At 57.5% G+C, this 19784-nt stretch carries 12 protein-coding genes; 9 read left to right on the top strand and 3 right to left on the bottom strand.

Annotated elements, in window-relative coordinates:
• The first annotated feature begins 22 nt into the window (after positions 1–22).
• The 4 genes from HUW35_RS03430 (at position 23) to HUW35_RS03415 (ending at position 4581) form a co-directional block, all read left to right on the top strand.
• Positions 23–1519, top strand: coding sequence for a sugar ABC transporter ATP-binding protein (locus HUW35_RS03430; RefSeq protein ID WP_181254253.1), 1497 nt, complete (start codon positions 23–25; stop codon positions 1517–1519).
• A 1-nt stretch (position 1520) separates the two neighbouring features.
• Entirely contained in the window at positions 1521–2594 is a 1074-nt protein-coding gene (locus HUW35_RS03425; RefSeq protein WP_255463455.1) for an ABC transporter permease, read from the top strand.
• Complete coding sequence (yjfF, locus tag HUW35_RS03420) at positions 2594–3571, top strand: galactofuranose ABC transporter, permease protein YjfF (protein WP_255463454.1); 978 nt, start codon at positions 2594–2596, stop codon at positions 3569–3571. The genes HUW35_RS03425 and yjfF overlap by 1 nt, the downstream gene beginning before the upstream one ends.
• Positions 3572–3666: 95 nt before the next feature.
• Positions 3667–4581 carry an SMP-30/gluconolactonase/LRE family protein gene (locus HUW35_RS03415; RefSeq protein ID WP_181254252.1) on the top strand — a complete coding sequence of 305 codons (915 nt, stop codon included), beginning with the start codon at positions 3667–3669 and terminating at the stop codon, positions 4579–4581.
• A 211-nt stretch (positions 4582–4792) separates the two neighbouring features.
• Here HUW35_RS03415 and HUW35_RS03410 read toward each other — a convergent pair whose 3' ends face one another.
• Together HUW35_RS03410 and HUW35_RS03405 are read right to left on the bottom strand one after the other, a co-directional pair.
• Positions 4793–7171, bottom strand: coding sequence for a glycoside hydrolase family 127 protein (locus HUW35_RS03410; RefSeq protein ID WP_255463453.1), 2379 nt, complete (start codon positions 7169–7171; stop codon positions 4793–4795).
• 329 nt (positions 7172–7500) lie between these two features.
• A complete protein-coding gene (locus HUW35_RS03405) occupies positions 7501–8565 on the bottom strand; it encodes an arabinan endo-1,5-alpha-L-arabinosidase (RefSeq protein ID WP_255463452.1) in 1065 nt (354 codons plus the stop codon).
• A 189-nt stretch (positions 8566–8754) separates the two neighbouring features.
• Between HUW35_RS03405 and HUW35_RS03400 the strand changes: the two genes are divergently transcribed.
• The 5 genes from HUW35_RS03400 to HUW35_RS03380 all read left to right on the top strand — a co-directional run bounded on the left by HUW35_RS03400 (position 8755) and on the right by HUW35_RS03380 (position 16460).
• The gene (locus HUW35_RS03400) at positions 8755–9795 is read left to right on the top strand and encodes a family 43 glycosylhydrolase (protein WP_181254250.1); all 1041 of its coding nucleotides are present in this window, start codon (positions 8755–8757) and stop codon (positions 9793–9795) included.
• A 54-nt stretch (positions 9796–9849) separates the two neighbouring features.
• A complete protein-coding gene (locus tag HUW35_RS03395; protein WP_181254249.1) occupies positions 9850–10800 on the top strand; it encodes a glycoside hydrolase family 43 protein in 951 nt (316 codons plus the stop codon).
• 92 nt (positions 10801–10892) lie between these two features.
• On the top strand, positions 10893–12845 hold the full coding sequence (locus HUW35_RS03390; RefSeq protein ID WP_219932640.1) for a glycoside hydrolase family 97 protein: 1953 nt from the start codon (positions 10893–10895) through the stop codon (positions 12843–12845).
• A gap of 15 nt (positions 12846–12860) precedes the next feature.
• On the top strand, positions 12861–14768 hold the full coding sequence (locus HUW35_RS03385) for a family 43 glycosylhydrolase (RefSeq protein ID WP_181254248.1): 1908 nt from the start codon (positions 12861–12863) through the stop codon (positions 14766–14768).
• A gap of 138 nt (positions 14769–14906) precedes the next feature.
• Positions 14907–16460, top strand: coding sequence for an alpha-N-arabinofuranosidase (locus tag HUW35_RS03380; protein WP_181254247.1), 1554 nt, complete (start codon positions 14907–14909; stop codon positions 16458–16460).
• Positions 16461–16543: 83 nt separating this feature from the next.
• Here HUW35_RS03380 and HUW35_RS03375 read toward each other — a convergent pair whose 3' ends face one another.
• Positions 16544–19663, bottom strand: coding sequence for an autotransporter domain-containing protein (locus HUW35_RS03375; RefSeq protein WP_181254246.1), 3120 nt, complete (start codon positions 19661–19663; stop codon positions 16544–16546).
• Between the last annotated feature and the right edge of the window lie 121 nt (positions 19664–19784).

Raw genomic sequence — 19784 nt, 5'->3', positions numbered from 1 at the left:
AGAGAATAAGCGGGTTTGAGCCATGACGTTGTTAAGTCTGAGCAAAGTCGAAAAGCGCTATCCGGGTGTGAAGGCCCTGGACGGCGTCGACTTCCAGCTGCGCGAGGGCGAAGTCCACGCACTGCTGGGTGAAAACGGTGCGGGTAAGTCCACGCTGGTGAAAGTCATGACCGGTGCGCTGGAAGGCGACGGCGGCAGCATGACCTACCTGGGTGAGCCGCTGAAACTGAAAAGTACCGCTCACGCACAAACCGTGGGTATCAGTACCGTCTATCAGGAAGTGAATCTGCTGCCGAATCTTACCGTGGCGCAGAACCTTTACCTGGGCCGCGAGCCGAAAAAATTCCGGCTGATCGACTGGAAGAGGATCAATCGCCAATCCAGGGACGTGCTGAAACGCTTTGACCTCGATATCGATGTGACTCGCCCCTTGTCCTCCTTTTCTGTTGCCGTGCAGCAGTTGATCGCCATCGCCCGCGGTGTGGATATGTCCGCGAAGGTACTGGTGCTGGACGAGCCCACTGCGAGTCTTGATGCCGACGAGTGCGAGCAGCTGTTCGGCGTGATGCGTGAGCTGAAAGCCAAGGGCATCGGCATCGTGTTTATCACCCACTTCCTCGACCAGGTATACGCGGTTTGCGATCGCATTACGATTCTTCGCAACGGTCAGCTGGTTGGAGAATTCGAAGCGGCGAAGTTGCCGCGCAGTGAGCTGGTAGGGCATATGCTCGGCAAGGAACTGCAGGCGGAAACCAAGGTGCAGGAAGGCGAAGCGCGGAATGAAAAAGCGCTGAGCGAAACCCTTCTGGAAATGGATGGTGTGGCGGTACGCGGCTCCCTGCATCCCACTTCGCTCACCGTGCGTCGCGGCGAAGCCGTGGGTCTGGCGGGGCTGCTGGGCTCCGGCCGCAGTGAGGTCTGCCGAGCGGTCTTCGGTGTGGATAAGAAGACCGACGGCACGCTCACGTTTAAAAGCAGTGAACGGAACTTCCGGCAGCCGGCCGAGGCCATTGCCGAAGGGCTGGCGCTGTGTCCGGAAGATCGCAAGACCAGCGGTATCATCGGGCCTTTGTCCATTCGCGAAAACATCGCGCTGGCGCTGCAGGCCCGTCGCGGCTGGTGGCGTCCCATGAGCCGCGCGGAGCAGCAACAACTGGCCGACAAGTTTATAGCCGAGCTGCAGATTGCCACGCCTGATGCGGAAAAGCCGATTGAGCAGTTAAGCGGTGGCAACCAGCAGAAAGTGATTCTCGCCCGCTGGCTGGCTACCAACCCGCAACTGCTGGTGCTGGATGAACCCACCCGCGGTGTGGATATTGGCGCGCACGCCGAAATCCTGAAGCTGATCAAAAAATTCTGCAGTGAAGGTATGTCCCTGCTGGTGACCTCCTCTGAACTGGATGAGCTGGTGGCCTTTTCCGATCGTGTCGCCGTGATGCGCGACCGCCGCAAGGTGGCGGAGATCGAAGGCGACGATATTACCGAAGGCAACATCATGCAGGCGATTGCGGAGGCGTAACGTGAGTAATCTTCAATCCGCTGCGGTAGGGCAGCCTGTCCCGGCAGAAAAAGCGAAAAAATTCCCCCAGATTTCCGGGCGTTACCTTTGGCCGCTGCTGGGCTTGTTCAGCCTGCTGGCGATCAATCTGGTCATGGCCCCGGAGTTTTTCCATATCGAAATCCAGGACGGCCGTCTTTACGGCAGCCTGATTGACGTGCTGAACCGCAGCGCCCCGGTGGCATTGCTGGCCATCGGCATGACCCTGGTGATTGCCACCGGCGGTATCGACCTGTCCGTGGGGGCCACCATGGCCATCGCCGGTGCGGTCTGCGCCAACCTGATCGTGGGCGGTGTGGATAACATTTTCCTGCTGATCGCCGCGGGCCTCGCTGCCGGTCTGGTGGCCGGGGCGGTCAACGGCGGGCTGGTAAGCTACATGGGCATTCAGCCGATTGTGGCGACGCTGATCCTGATGGTGGCGGGCCGCGGAATCGCGCAGCTGATCAACTCCGGACAGATCGTTACCTTCCAGAACGATGCGTTCGCGTTTCTCGGTACCGGTTCTTTCCTCGGCCTGCCGTTCCCCATCGTGCTTGTGCTGATCATGTTTGCGGTTGTGCAGCTGCTGATGCGCAAAACCGCGCTGGGCCTGTTTGTGGAAAGTGTCGGCTGTAACGCGGGTGCCAGCTATTACCTGGGGATCAACCAGCGTGCGGTGAAAATGATGGTGTACTGCATTGCTGGCGTTTGCGCGGCACTGGCGGGCATGATCGCCGCGGCGGATATCCAGGGTGCCGATGCCAACAACGCCGGTCTGTGGCTGGAGCTGGATGCCATTCTGGCGGTGGTCATCGGCGGTGCCTCGTTGATGGGTGGGCGTTTCTCCATTCTGTTGTCGATCATCGGTGTGCTGGTAATCCAGTGCCTGAGCACCACCATCATCATGAGTGGTCTGCCGGCGAAATTTAACCTGCTGATCAAAGCGGTGGTGGTGATCTTTGTGCTGTTGTTGCAATCCCCACTGTTCCAGAAGCAGATGTCTGCCCTGTTTGCAGCGTTCAACAAGAAAGACAATGAAGGAGCGCAGGCGTGATGCATTCCTTGGCAAATTCCCGGTTCACCTCCCTGTATGTGACGAGCGCGCTGTTTGTGCTGCTATTCCTGGTAGGCGCATTGCAGTTTGACGGCTTTGGCAGCACCCGTGTGGTGGCCAATCTGTTCTCCGATAATGCCTTCCTGGTGATTACTGCAATTGGCATGACCTTTGTGATCATTTCCGGTGGTATCGATCTTTCCGTAGGCGCTGTGATTGCGCTGACCGGCGTGGTCTGTGGTTTGCTGATCGGTGAGATGCAGATGCACCCGCTGATCGTGTTCCCGCTGGTGCTGATCGGCGGCGGCCTGTTTGGTGCCTCCATGGGCGCACTGATTCATTTTTACAAGCTGCAGCCGTTTATCGTCACCCTTGCGGGCATGTTCCTCGCCCGCGGTCTGGCCACCACGCTGAGTGAGGAGTCGATCCCCATCGATCACCCTTTCTACGATGCGGTGGCTGATTTCGGCATGCTGCTGCCCGGTGGTGCCTGGGTAGGGGCTTCCACACTGATTCTGTTCGCGGTACTGATCGGTGCAATCCTGCTGGCACATTTCAGTCGTCTCGGTGGTTTTATCTATGCCCTCGGTGGCAGTGCCCAGTCCGCGCAGCTGATGGGGGTTCCCGTAGCCCGCACCACCATCAGTATTTACGCGATCAGTGGTTTCCTGTCTGCGCTTGGTGGAATCGTCTACTCCTTCTATACATTCTCAGGATATTCTCTGGCAGCGGTGGGGATGGAACTGGATGCCATTGCAGCCGTGGTGATCGGTGGTACCCTGTTGACTGGCGGTTCTGGCTATGTGGTGGGCACCCTCATTGGTGTGCTGATCATGGGCGTTATCCAGACCTACATCTCATTTGATGGCACCCTCAACAGCTGGTGGACCAAAATCGTGATCGGCCTACTGCTGTTTGTGTTTATCGGTATGCAGCGATTGCTGACCCGGCGCCAGGCCCGTGTCGCGGGCCACTAGCGGCAGAGTTTGACCGCCTGATTTGAATCAAGAGCCTCCAACTGACGTTGAGACTAGAATAAAACCGAGCGCGCACAGAGTAAGAGAGGACACTGATGCTTGAAGTACAGCGCATAGATGCGATCGAAGTGGGCAATACCCTTGGCGAGGGGGTGTTGTGGAACCACAAAGACCAGAGTGTCTGGTGGACCGATATCCACGAGTGCAAACTCTACCGGCTTACCTGGCCGGGGCGCGAGCTGGAAGTGTTCGACACGCCTGAGCGACTGTGCGCATTTGGCTTTACCGATCGCGACGATTGTATTGTGGCCGCGTTTGAAACCGGCTTTGCGCTGTTTGATTACCGACGCGGTAAGGTCCTGTGGCAGAAAACCCTGCTGGAGAAAGGCTCAGGCCTGCGTTTTAACGATGGCAAGATCGATCGCCAGGGCCGCTTCTGGGCGGGCACTATGGCGGAAGACGGCCGCGAGGACGCCGCCGGTATTCTCTACTGCCTGGAACCCAACGGCGTGGTCAGTGAGCAGCAGAAGGATGTGTTCATCTCCAATGGTTGCTGCTGGGATGTGAACTCCAGTCACTTCTACTTTGCCGACTCCCCCCGCCGCAGTATCTACCGCTATAAATTCGACGCGCGCCGCGGAGATATCGGTGAACGTGAACTCTTCGCCCGTACCATGTTCGGTATCTACCCGGACGGTGCCACCGTCGATGCCGACGGCTACTTGTGGTCCGCGCAGTGGCGCGGCGCCCGGGTTCAGCGTTACGCACCGGATGGCAAACTCGCCGGTGCGGTGCCGGTGCCTGTCAGCCAGCCCACTTGCGTGACTTTCGGCGGCCCGAATATGGATATGATGTTTGTTACCACCGCCAAGGAATCCCTAAATGAGTGGACCCTGGATCGGGAGTGGCAGGCGGGTAACCTGTTCGTATTCCAGACCCCGTTCAAGGGCATAATGGGCTTCCGCTTCAGTACCACCCAGCTGCTGGACAAGATCGCAGAGACGGCCTGAAAGTAATTGGCAATAGCTGGCTGTAGTTGCCTGTAGTTGAAAGGCTCCATATTAAAAAAATCCCCGCCCGGCCTGGTCGCGCGGGGATTTTTTATGTCTTTTGGCCGCCCCGACAGTATGCGAAACAAGTGCCAAAAAAAAGCCCGGCGGCGAACGAGGTTCGCGCCGGGCAATAAGGGTGTTCTTGTTGATGTATGCCGGTTTGGGGTAGTCAGCCTTCGCCTGTACCGCTGTCGTCGCGCAGCAGGCGCACGCCGTAGATGCCTCCGGCCACGGAGTTTTCCGCCGCTTCAAAACGCAGTTCGATCACGCCGTGTGCCGCTTTTTGCTGCACGCTGGCGGGAATCGGATAATCCACACTGAAGAATTGATCACCGCGGCTGCCGTCCAGCATGACCTGGGCCAGTTCGACTTCGTTGGCGAGGATGCGGAAACTGCGCCCGTTATCCAGGCCGAAGTAGGTGATGCGCAGGGTTTTCGCTTCCTGCTCCGGGTCCTTCAGCTGATAGCTGAACCAGTCGCTGGCGTGGCGCCAGTGACGACCGCGGTGAACCCCCGCCTCGGTGCCTGCGCCGGCAAAGAAGTGGTCCGCTTCCGGCTGCTGCTCCCCGGGAGCCACCTTGTCGATGGTCTGACGGGCCAGTGCCAGCCGTGCACGATCCTCGGCTTCCCGCTGCTGTTGCTTGGCCGCCAGGCCTTGCGGTGTACTGTAGGGCCAGTAAATGCTGTAGCGCGATTCGTGGACGCGGAAGAATGGAATCAACACCAGCTCGCTGCCGGCCTTGGGGTTCAGTGCGGGCAACCCCGTGGCCGCGGTATCCACTTTCAGGGTCTTGATATCGGCGCTCTGCAGACTATCCGGCGCCGCGAAGCGCAGTTCCTCTCCGGGCAGGCGTTTCAGGCCGCTGACAAAGTCCCGATCCTCGCTGACAAACATCGGCGTCAACTCCTGGGGACACATGGGGCCCTGGGCGATATGCCCCATACGACTGTCGTCAGCGAGGAAGTTCAGCTTTTCCTCCGCAAACGGATGCGTCTTGGCCGCCAGTACCACCGGCCCGTAGGTGAGGGCGTAAAAATCCGATTTGTCCGGCAGCTGTTCCGCCTCCGGATGCATGGGCAGGTTGACCTCTATGCGGTCGCCGTTTTTCCAATTGCGCTCGATGGTGATGTAACTGCCGGGCTTTTCCGCGACGGCGATATTTTTGCCGTTGATAGCAAGACTGAGGGCGCCATCGCTGACCCATGCGGGGTAGCGCAGTTTCAGTTGGAACTGACCGCTGCCGCTGATCGTCAGCGCGGTGCTCTCGGTATCCGGAATATGATTTTCCTGCTTGATCTGGATGCCTTTCGCTTCCCAGTCCAGGGTGGAGGGGATAAACAGGTTCACAAACAGCTCGTCGCCGCGGTGGGCGTAAATCATCTCGCCGTACTTACTGTGGTTTTCGATCCCCGAGCCCACACAGCACCACATGGCTTCTTCTGGCTGCGAGTACATGCGGTAGTGGTTGGGACGCATCGGGGTGAAGTACACCAGGCCGCCGTTGTCCGGGTTCTGAGACGAAAGAATATGGTTGTAGAGCGCCCGCTCGTAATAGCGGATATAGCGGGTTTCCGGCTCGCTCAAGTACAACATCCGGGTGAGTTTCAGCATGTTGTAGGTATTGCAGGTCTCCGGCCCTTCTACATCCTCGACCATGGGTGCAAAGTCATCGGTGGGGTGGAAGTGTTCGCGCACGCTGTTGCCGCCGATGGCGACGGTACGATGCTCTACTACCTCATTCCAGAAATATTCCGCCGCGTCCTGCCACTGTTCATCCCCCGCCAGATCGCCCACGCGCTTGTAGCCGATCACCTTGGGGATCTGGGTGTTGGCGTGCAGGCCGGTCAGTTTGTCCTGATGCTGTTCCAGCGGCTCGAGAATTTCCCGATGGGAGAGCCGCTTGGCGATGTCGAGGTATTTCTGATCGCCGGTGATCTCGGCAACATCTGCGTAGACTTCATTCACGCCGCCGTGCTCACTTTTCAGGATCAGCTGCACCTGTGTATCTGACATGTTGCCAATCACTTGTGCGCCCCAGTCTGACAGGGCGACCAGCATATCCAGCGCCTGCTGACTGTCTGCATAGACATAGGCATCGCGCAGGCCGGCATAGACTTTGTGGATATTGTAGAGCGGGACCCATTTGTCGTTGAGGGTGAACAGGTCCGAGCGGATATTGCCCTCGGCCAGTTCATTCCACATGGCCTTGCCGCCGGGCACGCCGCTCAGATAGCCATCGCCGCTTTTGTCCTGCGCGCGCTTTAGCTCGTTGAGCATGTAGTCGAGGCGTTGTTTGACTTCCTTGTTGCCGGTGGCAGCCCAGGCGAGGCTGAGGGCAGTGAGGTAGTGTCCACCGATATGTCCGTCGAGCCCGGTGTTTTCCCAGTTGCCGTAGTTATCCGCCTTGGGTTCGAGGCCAGCTTCTTTTAAATAGGGCGCGAGCAGGCGATCCGGATCCATGGCCAGTACGTACTGGATATTGGTGTCCTGAGCATGTTTGAACGGGCTTTCCAGCAAGCGGATTTGATCGAGCGGGAAGCTCGCCATTTCCGCGGGCTTCTGGTGCTTTGTGCAACCAGCAATGGCGACTGAGCCAATTGCTAGGCTTAGGAGTATTTTTTTCATCGCAACCTCAGGTGCTTTTATTATTCGGTACCACATTCTGGGTTCGTGGTATTGGGCGCTTTGTAGCTCCTGCTGCGGCGGTACTACTGCCGGGGACTGTTTGCGAGACCGTCAGCAGCACCTTCGATTCGGGCTTCAGCTCTCCGTAGATAATGCTGCTAACGAAGTAAAAGAATTCGAAGTGAAGGCTGAGTGCTGGGTGGAAGTTATTGAAAGCGTTGGCGACAGGGACGTCGCCGACGCAGCGTAAATTACTTAACCTTGAACCCTTGGTAAGAATCCAGCTCAGCCGGATCAATCACCGGCCACAGATCCTTGTCCCACTCGATATTCATGATCTTCAACTTCTGAAGCCCATTGTCTGCAGACTCATAGGCGTGCAGCACCAGATAGTCTTTACCGTCAAAGGTATAAGCACTGTTATGACCAAGCCCCGGCCAGGCCTTGTTGCCTGAAATCAGCGGCGTGCCCCCGCCATTGGCCATATCCACACCGTCTTTATCGAGATACGGGCCGGTGACAGACTTGGAGCGACCTACCGCCAGTCGATAAGTACTTTCATCGCCCTTGCAGCAGAGCCCGCGGGAGATGAACAGGTAGTAGTAACCGTTCTTTTCGAAAATAAACGGCGCTTCCAGTTCTTCCGAACCCGCCTTATCCACAGGCTGATATTTCTGGCGATCACCGCGCGCGATGGTGTGCCACTCCTGCGGCTCCGCCAGCCTGGTCAGAGACGGATCCAGCTTCACCAGCTTCAGCCCTTCCCAGAAAGAACCGAAACTCATCCACGGCGTCCCGTCCTTATCGAAAATCACCGCCGGATCAATTGCATTCCAGTGATCCCGATGCGGAATGGAGCGCACCACAATGCCCTGATCCTCCCAGCCGTAGTCCGGAGCGTTTGGGTCCAGGGTAGGGGATACGGTTACGCCAATCGCCGAAGTGTTCTTGCCGAACGCGGAAACCGAGTAGTAAAGGTAGAAACGGCCATCGTGCTCAACGATGTCCGGCGCCCACAGGTGACCGTTGAAGGTGGGAGACACCGATTTGGCCCAGTCCGGCTGGCCGTCAAAGCCGCGACCGGAATAGGTCCAGTGCTTCATGTCCGGGGAACTGTAAATGGTGATACCGGGGCCAGTACTGAACAGGTAGTAGGTATCCCCCTCCTTGGCCATTACCGGATCGTGTACATCGATCTGGCGCTGTGGCTTGGCATCGCTGTCCGCACAAGCGACAAGGGGCAGGGCGAGGCAGGCGGCGAGAACGGCGGCCATAGGGCGGAAGCCCGGCCTCGGTGCAGTGGGAAGTCGGAACATATCGGCTTCTCTATTTATAAGTGTTGTATTGCTCTCATCAGACCAACCCCGACGGGACCCAATGGGTTGATGCGGGGTTGTTCAGTCATTAGTAGTATAATAATATTGTTCGTAGCGCAGCAACTGCCACGGGAAATTACCCCGGGAGCTGCGCATGAAAACAAGATTACAACGATAACGATATTAGCGATGAAACTCCGAAGCCTGCTTTCCCGGGCGCTCGGCTGTGCCTGCATCTGGCTCTCCGCCTGCGCAGTAGCCGCGCCGACAGCACAACCCACTCCAGATACCCACGAAGTCGGGGCTTACTCCTCGCCATTGGTGGCGCAACGGGCGGATCCCTGGGTGCTGCGCCACGACGGTTTCTATTACTTCATTGCTACCGTCCCGGAATATGACCGTATCGAGCTGCGCCGTTCAGCCACCATCGCCGGGCTCCCTCAGGCCGACGCGGAAGTAGTGTGGCGCAAGCATGCCTCCGGTCCCATGAGCGCCCACATCTGGGCCCCGGAACTCCACCGTATCGACGGTGCCTGGTATATCTACTTTGCCGCCGGTGAGGCGGAAAACCCCTGGAATATCCGCATGTATGTGCTGCGCAATGGCGCGGACAACCCGTTGCAGGGCGAATGGCAGGAGCTGGGCCGGATCGTCACCCCGGTGGACAGTTTCTCCCTCGACGCTACCACTTTTACACACAAGGGCAAACGCTACCTGGCCTGGGCGCAGTACGATGTCGAGGACGATCTGGGCTCACTGCTGCTGATGGCAGAAATGAAATCACCCACCGAGATCCGTTTACCGGTAATCACCCTTTCTCAGCCGGACCTTGCGTGGGAGAAGCGCGGCCACAAGGTCAATGAAGGGCCGGCGGTGCTGAAAAGGAACGGACGCATCTTCATCAGTTATTCAGCGAGCGCCACCGATGCTAACTATGCGATGGGATTGTTGTGGGCCGACGCGGACGCAGATCTGATGGATCCGCAGAGCTGGCACAAGGCTCAGCAGCCTGTGTTCCATACCAATGCCGAAACAAAGCGCTTCGGCCCGGGGCACAACAGCTTCACCGTGGCGGAAGATGGCGAGACCGATCTGCTGATTTACCACGCCCGGGACTATCGCGAAATCAAGGGCAATCCTTTGTCTGATGGCAACCGCGCCACGCGCGTGCGCCCGCTGTACTGGGATGAAAACGGGATGCCGGACTTTCGCCAGCACGCCGGTGACTGACGGCTGGCCCGTGAATAACGAATAAAAACCGATTACAAAGAAGTGAGTGAGAGTATGAAGAATAAAATTTTGACTGCGATTGCCGCTGTGGGAATGGCAGCCACTGCTGCCACCAGTCACGCTGCCAACCCGGCCATTACCGAAGTGCTCACTGCGGATCCTGCGGCCATGGTGTACGACGATACCGTCTACCTGTACACCGGCCATGATGAAGCCAAGGACAACAAGGGCTTCTACGAAATGCACAAGTGGCTGGTGTTTTCCTCCACAGATATGGTCAATTGGAAAAACGAAGGCTCGCCGCTGGCGGTAAAAGATTTCAAATGGGCCAGGGGCGACGCCTGGGCCACCCATGTGGTGGAGAAGGACGGCAAGTTCTATTTCTACACCACAGTGCGCCACGATGAGACCAAGCCCGGTTTTGCCATTGGCGTTGCCGTATCCGACAGCCCCACTGGCCCGTTCAAGGATGCCCTGGGCAAGGCACTGATCAGCAACGACATGACCACGGATACCGAAATCGACTGGGATGACCTGGATCCGGCCGCCTTTATCGATGACGACGGTCAGGCGTATCTCTTCTGGGGCAACACCAAACCGCGCTGGGCCAAACTGAAAGACAACATGATCGAGCTGGATGGCCCGATTCACAGTCTGGACCTGCCGAATTTCACGGAAGCCCTGTACGCGCACAAGCACGGGAATTACTACTACCTGACCTATGCCATGGGTTTCCCGGAGAAAATCGGCTACGCCATGAGCAAGTCCATCGAGGGCCCCTGGGAATACAAGGGGATTCTCAACGAGCTGGCGGGTAACTCGAACACCAACCACCAGTCCATCATCGATTACAAAGACCGTTCATTCTTTATTTATCACAATGGCGGCACCGAGAAGGGCGGCAGCTTCCGCCGCTCTGTGTGTATCGACGACCTGCACTACAACGAAGACGGCACCATCAAGCGGGTGGTGATGACTTCCGAGGGCGTGGCGCCCGTTAAATAACTGGCGCTACTTTTCAGGAGCCTGCTTACCGCGGGCTCCTGAACGAAAAAACTGTGGTACTAGAAAATAAACGATAAATCGATATTACCGCGATGAAAAAGATCCTGATCCCGGCGCTGATGCTGACCTACTTGCTGGTCATCACCGCCTGTGAGCACAACACGCGTTACAGGCTGCAGAGCCCCGATGGCACTCTGTCGGTTGTGTTTTCCCTGACCGAAACCGGGGAGGCCCGCTATGCGCTAAGTCGCAATCAGGTCACGGTGCTGAATACTTCCGAACTCGGCATCGTACTGGATGACCGTGACCTGAGTAAGGATCTGGAACTGCTTTCTGCAAGCAACCCGACACTGGTGCACACGGAGTACGAATTGCGCCAGGGCAAGCGTCGTCGCAATACCTACACCGCTGTGGAACAGGTTTTCCATCTGCAAAATACTGCGGGTAACAAACTGGATATCGCCTTCCGCGTTTCCAACGACGGCGTCGCGTTTCAGTACCGCCTGCCAGAACAGACTACTGTGGCCAGGGCCTTCCAGGCAGAAACCACAAGTTTCTCTTTCACCCACGGTGCGCGCGCCTGGCTGCAGCCGGTTGCTGTGGCCCAGACCGGCTGGATGAATACCAACCCATCTTATGAAGAGCACTATCATATGGATGTTCCGGTCACCGATATTCCGGCCAGTGAAGCGGGTTGGGTTTTCCCCGCGCTGTTCAACACCGAGGGTGGCTGGGCGCTGATTACCGAAGCGGGGATGGATGGTCGCTATCACGCATCGCGCCTGCAGGGTAAAGCGACTTCCGGTGAATTCCGCATCGGTTATCCAATGGATGCTGAGCGCTATACCGACGGCGCGTTGCTGGCCGAATCACCGCTACCGCTGAAGTCTCCCTGGCGGATTATCGCGGTGGGTGGATTGGATACCATTGTGGAATCCACGCTAGGTACTGACCTGGCCGAGCCCGCCATCGCGCCGATGGACTGGGTCAAGCCGGGAATCGCCAGCTGGAGCTGGGCACTGCTGAAAGATGACTCGGTCAATTACGCGACCCAGGTGCGCTTTATCGATTACGCATCCAGTATGGGTTGGCCGTACGTGCTTGTAGACGTGAACTGGGATCAGAATATCGGCTACGAAAAAATGTCCGCGCTGGCCGACTACGCCGCGCAGAAAAATGTGGGCCTGCTGCTGTGGTACAACTCGTCCGGCTCCTGGAATAAAACCGAATATACGCCCAAGGGAAAACTGCTGACTCGCGCCCAGCGCCGCGCAGAATTCGCCCGCCTGCAGGAGATGGGCATTGCCGGTATCAAGGTGGATTTCTTTGCAGGCGACGGGGTCTCGGTAATCGACTACTACCGCCAGATCCTCAGTGATGCTGCGGACTACCAGCTGCTGGTGAATTTCCACGGGGCTACCTTGCCGCGCGGCCTGCATCGCACTTTCCCCAACTTTATGACGGCGGAAGCGGTGCACGGTTTCGAGATGATCACCTTTATGCAGGACTCCGCGGATAAGGCCGCCGCACATATGGCGATGCTGCCGTTTAGCCGCAACGCCTTTGACCCGATGGATTTTACCCCCACGGTATTTTCTGAAATCCCCAATATAAATCGGCACACCAGTAACGGATTCGAACTGGCCCTGCCGGTGCTGTTCCTCTCCGGTCTGCAGCATATAGCCGAAACCGATCAGGGCATGGCAGGTGTCCCGCAGTTTGTACGCGACTACCTGCAGGATATTCCCGCAGTGTGGGATGAGAGCCGTCTGCTGGACGGCTACCCGGGCAAATACGCGGCTATCGCCCGTCGCAGTGGAGATAACTGGTATGTGTCCGGTATCAATGCAACATCGGAGCAAAGAAATATACAGCTGGACCTTTCCTTTATCGGTGCCCGTCTGGGCAGCGTTATTAGCGATAGTGACGACGCCCGCACACTGGTGCGCAACGAGCTCGAAAGCGGTGCCAGTGTCAAAGTTTCCATGAATGCCAATGGTGGATTTGCGATGGTCTTCCCCGCGGATTCCCTGGTCAAAAATTGATAACGAGGTAGAACAATGCCCAGTAAGTTACTTTTCAGCCTGACCCGTTTTACCCCCAAGGGCCTTATCCCAAAAAGTATTGCTGCCGGTGTAGCTCTGGCAGCGCTCACCGCCTGTCAGCCATCTGTAGATGACTCGGACAAATCTGCAGCCAAGACTGAAGGCAAATCCGCCAGTACCGCGCCGGTCACCCAGCCAGCCCAGGTCGATACCCAGGCGGGTGCCCCGGAAGGTATGTTCGCCAACCCGCTGTTTGCCAATGGTGCAGACCCCTGGCTGGAGTACTGGGACGGCAATTATTACCTCACTACCACCACCTGGACCTCCCAGCTGGTCATGCGTAAATCCCCGACCCTGGATGGTCTTGCAACTGCGGCACCGGTAAATATCTGGTCCGATACCGATCCGGCGCGCTGTTGTAATTTCTGGGCGTTTGAATTTCACCGCCTGAACGGTCCCAACGGCTGGCGCTGGTACCTGATGTACACCTCCGGTCAGCACGGCACCCTGGATCACCAGCATCTTTCCGTACTGGAAAGCGTCGGCGACGATCCCATGGGCCCGTACGTATACAAAGGCTCGCCCATGCCCAACAGTTGGAACATCGACGGCTCCTATCTTGAGCACAATGGCGAGCTGTATCTACTGTGGTCCGAGTGGGTGGGGGATGAGCAGCTGAACTGGATCTCCAAGATGACTAATCCCTGGTCTATCGAAGGACCAAGAGTGGTGATTACCCGTCCGGAAGAAGAGTGGGCACAGAGCGGACGCAAAGTGAACGAAGGTGCTGAAATCCTGAAGAAAGACGGTCGCACTTTCATGATTTACTCCGCCAGTTACTGCGAAACACCGGATTACAAGCTGGCGATGAAAGAGCTCACCGGCGACGATCCGATGAACCCGGATCACTGGACCAAGTATCCGGAGCCCGTATTCCAGCGCGGGAACGGTGTTTTTGGCCCCGGACACAACGGCTTCTTCAAGTCGCCGGACGGTACGGAGGACTGGATCGTTTACCACGGTAACTCCAAAGAAACCGATGGCTGCAGTGCAACCCGCTCCGTGCGGGCACAGAAGTTTACCTGGAGCGACGACGGCACCCCGAACTTCGGCGTACCCGTACCGGAAGGCGAATTCCAGAAGTTGCCGTCCGGCGAAAATGGCCCGATCACCACTAAGGTGCAGGGCGCTCGCTGGAAGCTGGCCAATGCCGCAAACAACCAGTGCCTGACCGGCGCGGGCACCGGTGCCTGTGAATCCAGCGACAGCGAGTGGGTACTGGATAACACTGCCGATGGTGCCTATCGCCTGGCCAACGCCGCCAGCGGTAACTTCCTCAACGCCAGCAGCGAGCTGGCACCCTGGACCAATACCGAAGCCGAGCGCTGGACCCTGGACCAGGACGAAAACGGGTGGGTGCAGCTACGCAACCGGGAAACCGGCGAGCCGCTGGCTGCGAAAGATTGCAGTGGCGATGGCTGTGCACAGTGGTCCCTGCAACCTGCGGAACAGGTGGCGATTGCCAGTGTACAGAGCGGTCGAGTTTTGCAGACCACTGGCTGCGCCAGCGGTGCCGAGATCAGCCAGGGAGCCTGGCAGGGCGAGTCCTGCCAGCGCTGGAGCATTGCGCCGGCGGAAGAAGGTTTTGTGCAAATCCAGACTGGCGACCAGTGCATGACCATTGCCGACAACGCTGTGGTACCCGGCGCGCCGGCGGTACTCGGCAATTGTGAAGGTGCCAGCAGTCAGTGGCGCTTGCAGCCGCTGGCGGACGGCAACCTGCAGATCCAGAACCGCGAGAGCAAACACAACCTGGACCTGGCCCACTGCGGCCTGGCCGAGGGCAATACCTTTGCCCAGGCACCTGCGGCGGATAACGAGTGCCAGAAGTTCCAGTTGCGTGAGGTACCCGTGCAAGGCTGAGCTCTGCCCGTGCAAAGTTAGTAATTCGTTAGTGAGTGTGTGACCGGTTTTTATCGGGCTTGGGTGGCTGCAGCAATGTAGACCACCCCTTTTTTTATTTTTCGAACGTCATAGGTTTAACAATAACGGAGAGAAAAAATGAAGTTGAAACGTTACCTTGCCACCCTGGCAATCGGTTTGTCGGCGACCACCGTGGTTGCACAAGACACCCCCCGCATCACCATCGACAGTACCCAACCGGGCGCCACCATCCATCGCGATATCTACGGTCAGTTTGCCGAGCACCTGGGGCGCGGCATCTACGAGGGAATCTGGGTCGGCAAAGACTCGGAAATAGAAAATATCAACGGCTTCCGCACCGATGTGATCGAGGCGCTGCGGGAAATCAATGTACCTCTGGTGCGCTGGCCGGGAGGCTGTTTTGCCGATGAGTACCGCTGGCGCGATGGTATCGGCCCGCGTGACCAGCGCCCTGTGCGAGTCAACACCCACTGGGGCGGGGTTGAGGAAGACAATGCCTTCGGCACTCACGAATTTTTCGAGCTGGTGGAACTGATAGGTGCGGAAGCCTATGTGAACGGCAACCTGGGCACCGGTAACCCGCGCGAGATGGCCGAGTGGCTGGAATACATGACCGGTACAAGTAACTCCGCGGTGGTGGAAGAACGTCGTAAAAACGGCCGCGATGAGCCGTGGAAAATTGCCTATTTCGGTGTGGGTAACGAGGCCTGGGGCTGCGGCGGACATATGCGTCCGGCTTATTATGCGGATCTCTATAACCACTTCGCCACCTTTTTGAAGACCCCCCGCGGCAGTGAGCCGAAATATGTTGCGAGCGGCGGTCACACTACCGATACCTCCTGGACCGATACCCTGAGCAAGAATGTTCAGCGTCAGATGGACGGAATCAGTTTCCATTACTACACCCTGCCCACGGGTGATTGGGACGACAAAGGGGAGTCTACAGGCTTTGCCGAAGATGAGTGGTTCGCCACCCTGCGGCAGACCCTCCGCATAGATGAATTTATTCGGCTGAACAAAAAGGTACTGGATAAGAATGATCCGGAGAAAAAGCTGGGTTTTTACGTGGATGAGTGGGGCACCTGGTACAACCCGGAAGAGGGACGTGAACCCGGTTTCCTGTATCAGCAGAACACACTGCGGGATGCCGTGGTTGCCGCGTTGAATTTCAACGTATTCCACGAGCATGCGGACCGGGTCCACATGACCAATATCGCGCAGATGGTGAATGTGCTGCAGGCGATGATTCTCACTGATAAGGACAAAATGGTGCTGACGCCCACCTACCACGTGTACGACCTGTACCAGGTATTTCAGGATGCTACGGCCCTACCATTCGAAATAGAGAACCCGCGCAGCTATCGCATGGGTGACCAGTCGCTGCCGGGCATTAGCGCATCTGCCGCCCGCGGCAAGGATGGCAAGATTTATCTGTCGCTGGTGAACCTGGACCCGAACCAGGAACATACCATTTCGGTAGATGTGACAGGCCTGGAAGTGACCGACGCCAGTGGCCGTCTGATCACTGCCAGTACCATGGATGCGCGCAATACGTTTGAGGCGCCGCGCCAGGTGGAACCGGCGAAATACCATGCCGAAGGGGAAGCCACCGGAGAGCTGCAACTGCAGGTGCCGGCGAAATCCGTGCTGGTAGTGGCATTGAACGATTAAGCGAGTAATTCCTTAATCACTGTAAATAAAAAGGGGCTGCAACTTTGCAGCCCCTTTTTTATTTTTTAAACCGTTTTATTACTTCACCATCGCTTGTGGAAACCGATCCGGGCCTCAAAGGATTCGAGATCCCCGGTGTCGATATCCTGGGTGTAGTCAATAATCCCGAACAGGCTGGTGGTGCCGCTGAAGTCTGCGGTTAGCCCGATACCCGTTTCGAGCATTGCCTGTCCTCTGTCTACCAGTATGGGGGTGGTGTTGAAGTAGACCTTGTCGGAGCCGGCGTCTTCATACCAGATATTCGCCTTGAAGTAGGGCCGCCATACGCTGGAACCGCGCACGATATCTGCCACAAAGCGCCCACCAATACGCGCGGTCAGTGAGTCTATGTTGTCAAATTCGATCGATGAAAATACATCACGCGTGTTATCCATTCTCTGGTGCTGCCAGATTAACTGGGCCTGAGGTTCCAGGTTCCAGGTCCCGTCTAGGGGAATCGGTAAACCGACCTCCATGGATGCCAGATATTCGTCACCGTCGATATCGGTGGATATACCGAGGCTAGAACGACTCTCGCCGTCAAAACTGGAATACATCAGTACGCCATCAAAATAGGCACCGCCGACCCAGTGGTGTGTCCAGTAGCCTCCCAGGTTGTACTGATCCAGCTCCACCTTGCCGGTGGATAGGTTGCGTTCGCCCAGCGCGAAGCCGCGCGTATCACCATTGGCGCCTCCGGTACCGAGCATTACCCCGAATATATCCCGCTGCCCGTGCACGCTTCCCCGGCCGTATACGGGTACGCCGACCTGTAGCCCCCACAGGTTGCCATCGAATTTGGGGTCTACTGAGCCTCCATGGGACAGTTTGAGTTGATTGCCGAATGCTCGCACCCACAGGGCACTGAGTCCGTCATTGCGTTTCGACCACGCCTGCTCGCCCTCCCGTTCGTGGAAGGTGCCGAGTGTTTCACGCCCAAGCGCACGACTCACCGACGGCAGGGCCACATTTACCGAGACCTCGGGGCGGTATAGCGGGATCGGTTTTGCTTCGGTCACGGCGCCGCCGGAGCTGCTGCCGCCTGAACTGGAGCTGCTCGAGCTGCTGCTAGAACTACTGCCGCCGGAGCTGCTCGATGAGGAGCTACTTCCGGATCCGGATGAACTACTGGAGGTGCTGCCACCAGAGCTTGAGGAACTGCTGGACGTACTGCCGCCGGAACTTGAGGAGCTGCTGGAAGTAGTCCCTCCTGAGCTGGATGAACTGCTGGAAGTGGTTCCGCCGGAGCTCGATGAGCTGCTCGAAGTGGTTCCCCCGGAGCTGGATGAACTGCTGGAAGTGGTGCCCCCGGAGCTGGATGAACTGCTGGAAGTGGTTCCGCCGGAGCTGGATGAGCTGCTCGAAGTGGTGCCCCCGGAGCTGGATGAACTGCTGGAAGTGGTGCCCCCGGAGCTGGATGAGCTGCTCGAGGCGGTTCCTCCGGAGCTGGATGAACTACTTGAGGTGGATCCCCCAGAACTGGAAGAGCTGCTGGAAGTCATGCCACCCGAGCTGGACGAGCTACTCGAGGTGCTGCCCCCGGAGCTGGACGAGCTACTCGAGGTGCTGCCCCCGGAGCTGGAAGAGCTGCTTGAGCTGCCAGTGTTGGGAGGACTTATTTCCGGTGCCGAGTGCGAGCGCAGGTACCAGTTATTCTCGGTACCCGCGGAGACCCCACCGCGAAACAGGAAGTACTCATAGGGACCCGCAGCTACCCTGCTACCCAGGGTAAAGGCTCTGGGGGTGCTGATGCCATTGACGACCTGATTGACGAGAATACCGTCCCTGCTGGTCAATGCACCGGGGCCGTTGGCGTTGTTGATAAAAAGTGTGGTGGTTCCCCGCTCGTTCCCGTCGGTGCGGAGGTAGTCCGAAGGCGAACCATCGCTCCCCAGAAAAGTATCCAGTGCCATACGTCCGTTTTGACCAACGTAGTCGCCGGTGAGTGACAGGATATCGTTGGGGTTGTCATTGCCTGTCATATCGATCAGGCCGGCGTTGCGCAGACGGGCAGAATTTCCGGCAATCGCCGGTTGAATGCTGTGTGATCCCTGGTTGGCAAACAGTGTGGCACTGCGGTCGATAAAAAGGCTACCTGCCCCAGTGCCGCTATCACCCAGGATCAGGTTTCCATTCATGGTCAGTTCCGAACCGTTCAGTAGGCGGATCTGTTCCCAGTTGGTCAATCGGTCGGGGCGGCCGCCGACGGTGTTTTCCCAATCCAGCTGGTCAGAACCCAGTCCCCCATTAATCGGGTAACCCCTGAGGTTGTTGTCATCCAATCCGATAAGCCGCGCATAATCATCGCCATCCTGCATATCCAGATTGCGGATCTCACCACCGCTCCAGATGAGCTGGTCGTCACCTGCACCGGCCATATAGGTGGGCAACTCGCCATCGAGCACCGTAGCTTGATCGTTGCCTTCACCCTGCTGCATGGAATTGACGAAGCCGCCCTCCATCAGAAAGGTATCGGTGCCGGCACCCTGATTTACCTGTGAATTAATTCTCGCACCAGCGCGGTTGATGACGACATCATCACCCGCATCCAGTGAGAACGGATCTCCCTGAATCGTGCCGTAGTTATCGACGAGGGTATCTGCGCTACCGGTAACCTGAATGCCCGAGTTGATGGTCGCCGTTGCCTCGTTGAGGATTCGCATGGAACCGTTGCCGTTGGCCTTGATGCCCTGGTTCAGGATGCCTTCATTCACGACGGAGTTGTCGCCGTCGCCACTGAAGGTAAAAAACTGATTGATATTGCCGGTGGCGCGATTGATCACGTTGTGGTCGCCATCGCCGGCCATTTCCAACCCCTGGTTAATGGTACCGGCGTTGTCGAAGTTCAGTAGCCCGATATTGAGCAAGCTGACAGACTGGAGAATGCCCTCATTGTCGATGGTTAAGGTCCCGATGTCGGCGGCATTGATCGGGCCGTTCAGGCTGGCACCCGGCAGAATATCGATGGTGAGGTCGCTGAGGTTACTGACTGAAAATCCGGGGTCGCTGCCGGAGCAGGTTAAGGTTCCGCCGGAAGCGGGAGGTTTTGGCTGGCAGTCGGCGTGTGCTTGATTCGGGAAACTGACCGCGGCGAAAAGTAAGACTAGTAAAAGCAACGGGATCAGTTTCGCACTCTTCCCGTATCCCTGATGCGTTAAATCCATTACCTCTACTCTACTTCCTGTTGATCGCTTATTGGCCGTTGCCATCCTGGCTCCGGTATTGAATCATGCTGCATGAAAAATGACCGCTTTTCGTCGGTCATCAAGACTGATCCAGTTTAGG

This window comes from Microbulbifer sp. YPW1 (assembly GCF_013367775.1).
Classification (GTDB): Bacteria; Pseudomonadota; Gammaproteobacteria; order Pseudomonadales; family Cellvibrionaceae; genus Microbulbifer.
Note: the sequence above shows the minus strand (reverse complement) of the source record. Positions and strands in the feature narration are given on the sequence as shown.

Bases quoted from the DNA above. Each gene is read 5' to 3' on its own strand.
- HUW35_RS03430 (WP_181254253.1), top strand. From the start codon at position 23: ATGACGTTGTTAAGTCTGAGCAAAGTCGAAAAGCGCTATCCGGGTGTG.
- yjfF (WP_255463454.1), top strand. From the start codon at position 2,594: ATGCATTCCTTGGCAAATTCCCGGTTCACCTCCCTGTATGTGACGAGC.
- HUW35_RS03415 (WP_181254252.1), top strand. From the start codon at position 3,667: ATGCTTGAAGTACAGCGCATAGATGCGATCGAAGTGGGCAATACCCTT.
- HUW35_RS03410 (WP_255463453.1), bottom strand. From the start codon at position 7,171: ATGGCGAGCTTCCCGCTCGATCAAATCCGCTTGCTGGAAAGCCCGTTC.
- HUW35_RS03405 (WP_255463452.1), bottom strand. From the start codon at position 8,565: ATGTTCCGACTTCCCACTGCACCGAGGCCGGGCTTCCGCCCTATGGCC.
- HUW35_RS03400 (WP_181254250.1), top strand. From the start codon at position 8,755: ATGAAACTCCGAAGCCTGCTTTCCCGGGCGCTCGGCTGTGCCTGCATC.
- HUW35_RS03395 (WP_181254249.1), top strand. From the start codon at position 9,850: ATGAAGAATAAAATTTTGACTGCGATTGCCGCTGTGGGAATGGCAGCC.
- HUW35_RS03390 (WP_219932640.1), top strand. From the start codon at position 10,893: ATGAAAAAGATCCTGATCCCGGCGCTGATGCTGACCTACTTGCTGGTC.
- HUW35_RS03385 (WP_181254248.1), top strand. From the start codon at position 12,861: ATGCCCAGTAAGTTACTTTTCAGCCTGACCCGTTTTACCCCCAAGGGC.
- HUW35_RS03380 (WP_181254247.1), top strand. From the start codon at position 14,907: ATGAAGTTGAAACGTTACCTTGCCACCCTGGCAATCGGTTTGTCGGCG.
- HUW35_RS03375 (WP_181254246.1), bottom strand. From the start codon at position 19,663: ATGGATTTAACGCATCAGGGATACGGGAAGAGTGCGAAACTGATCCCG.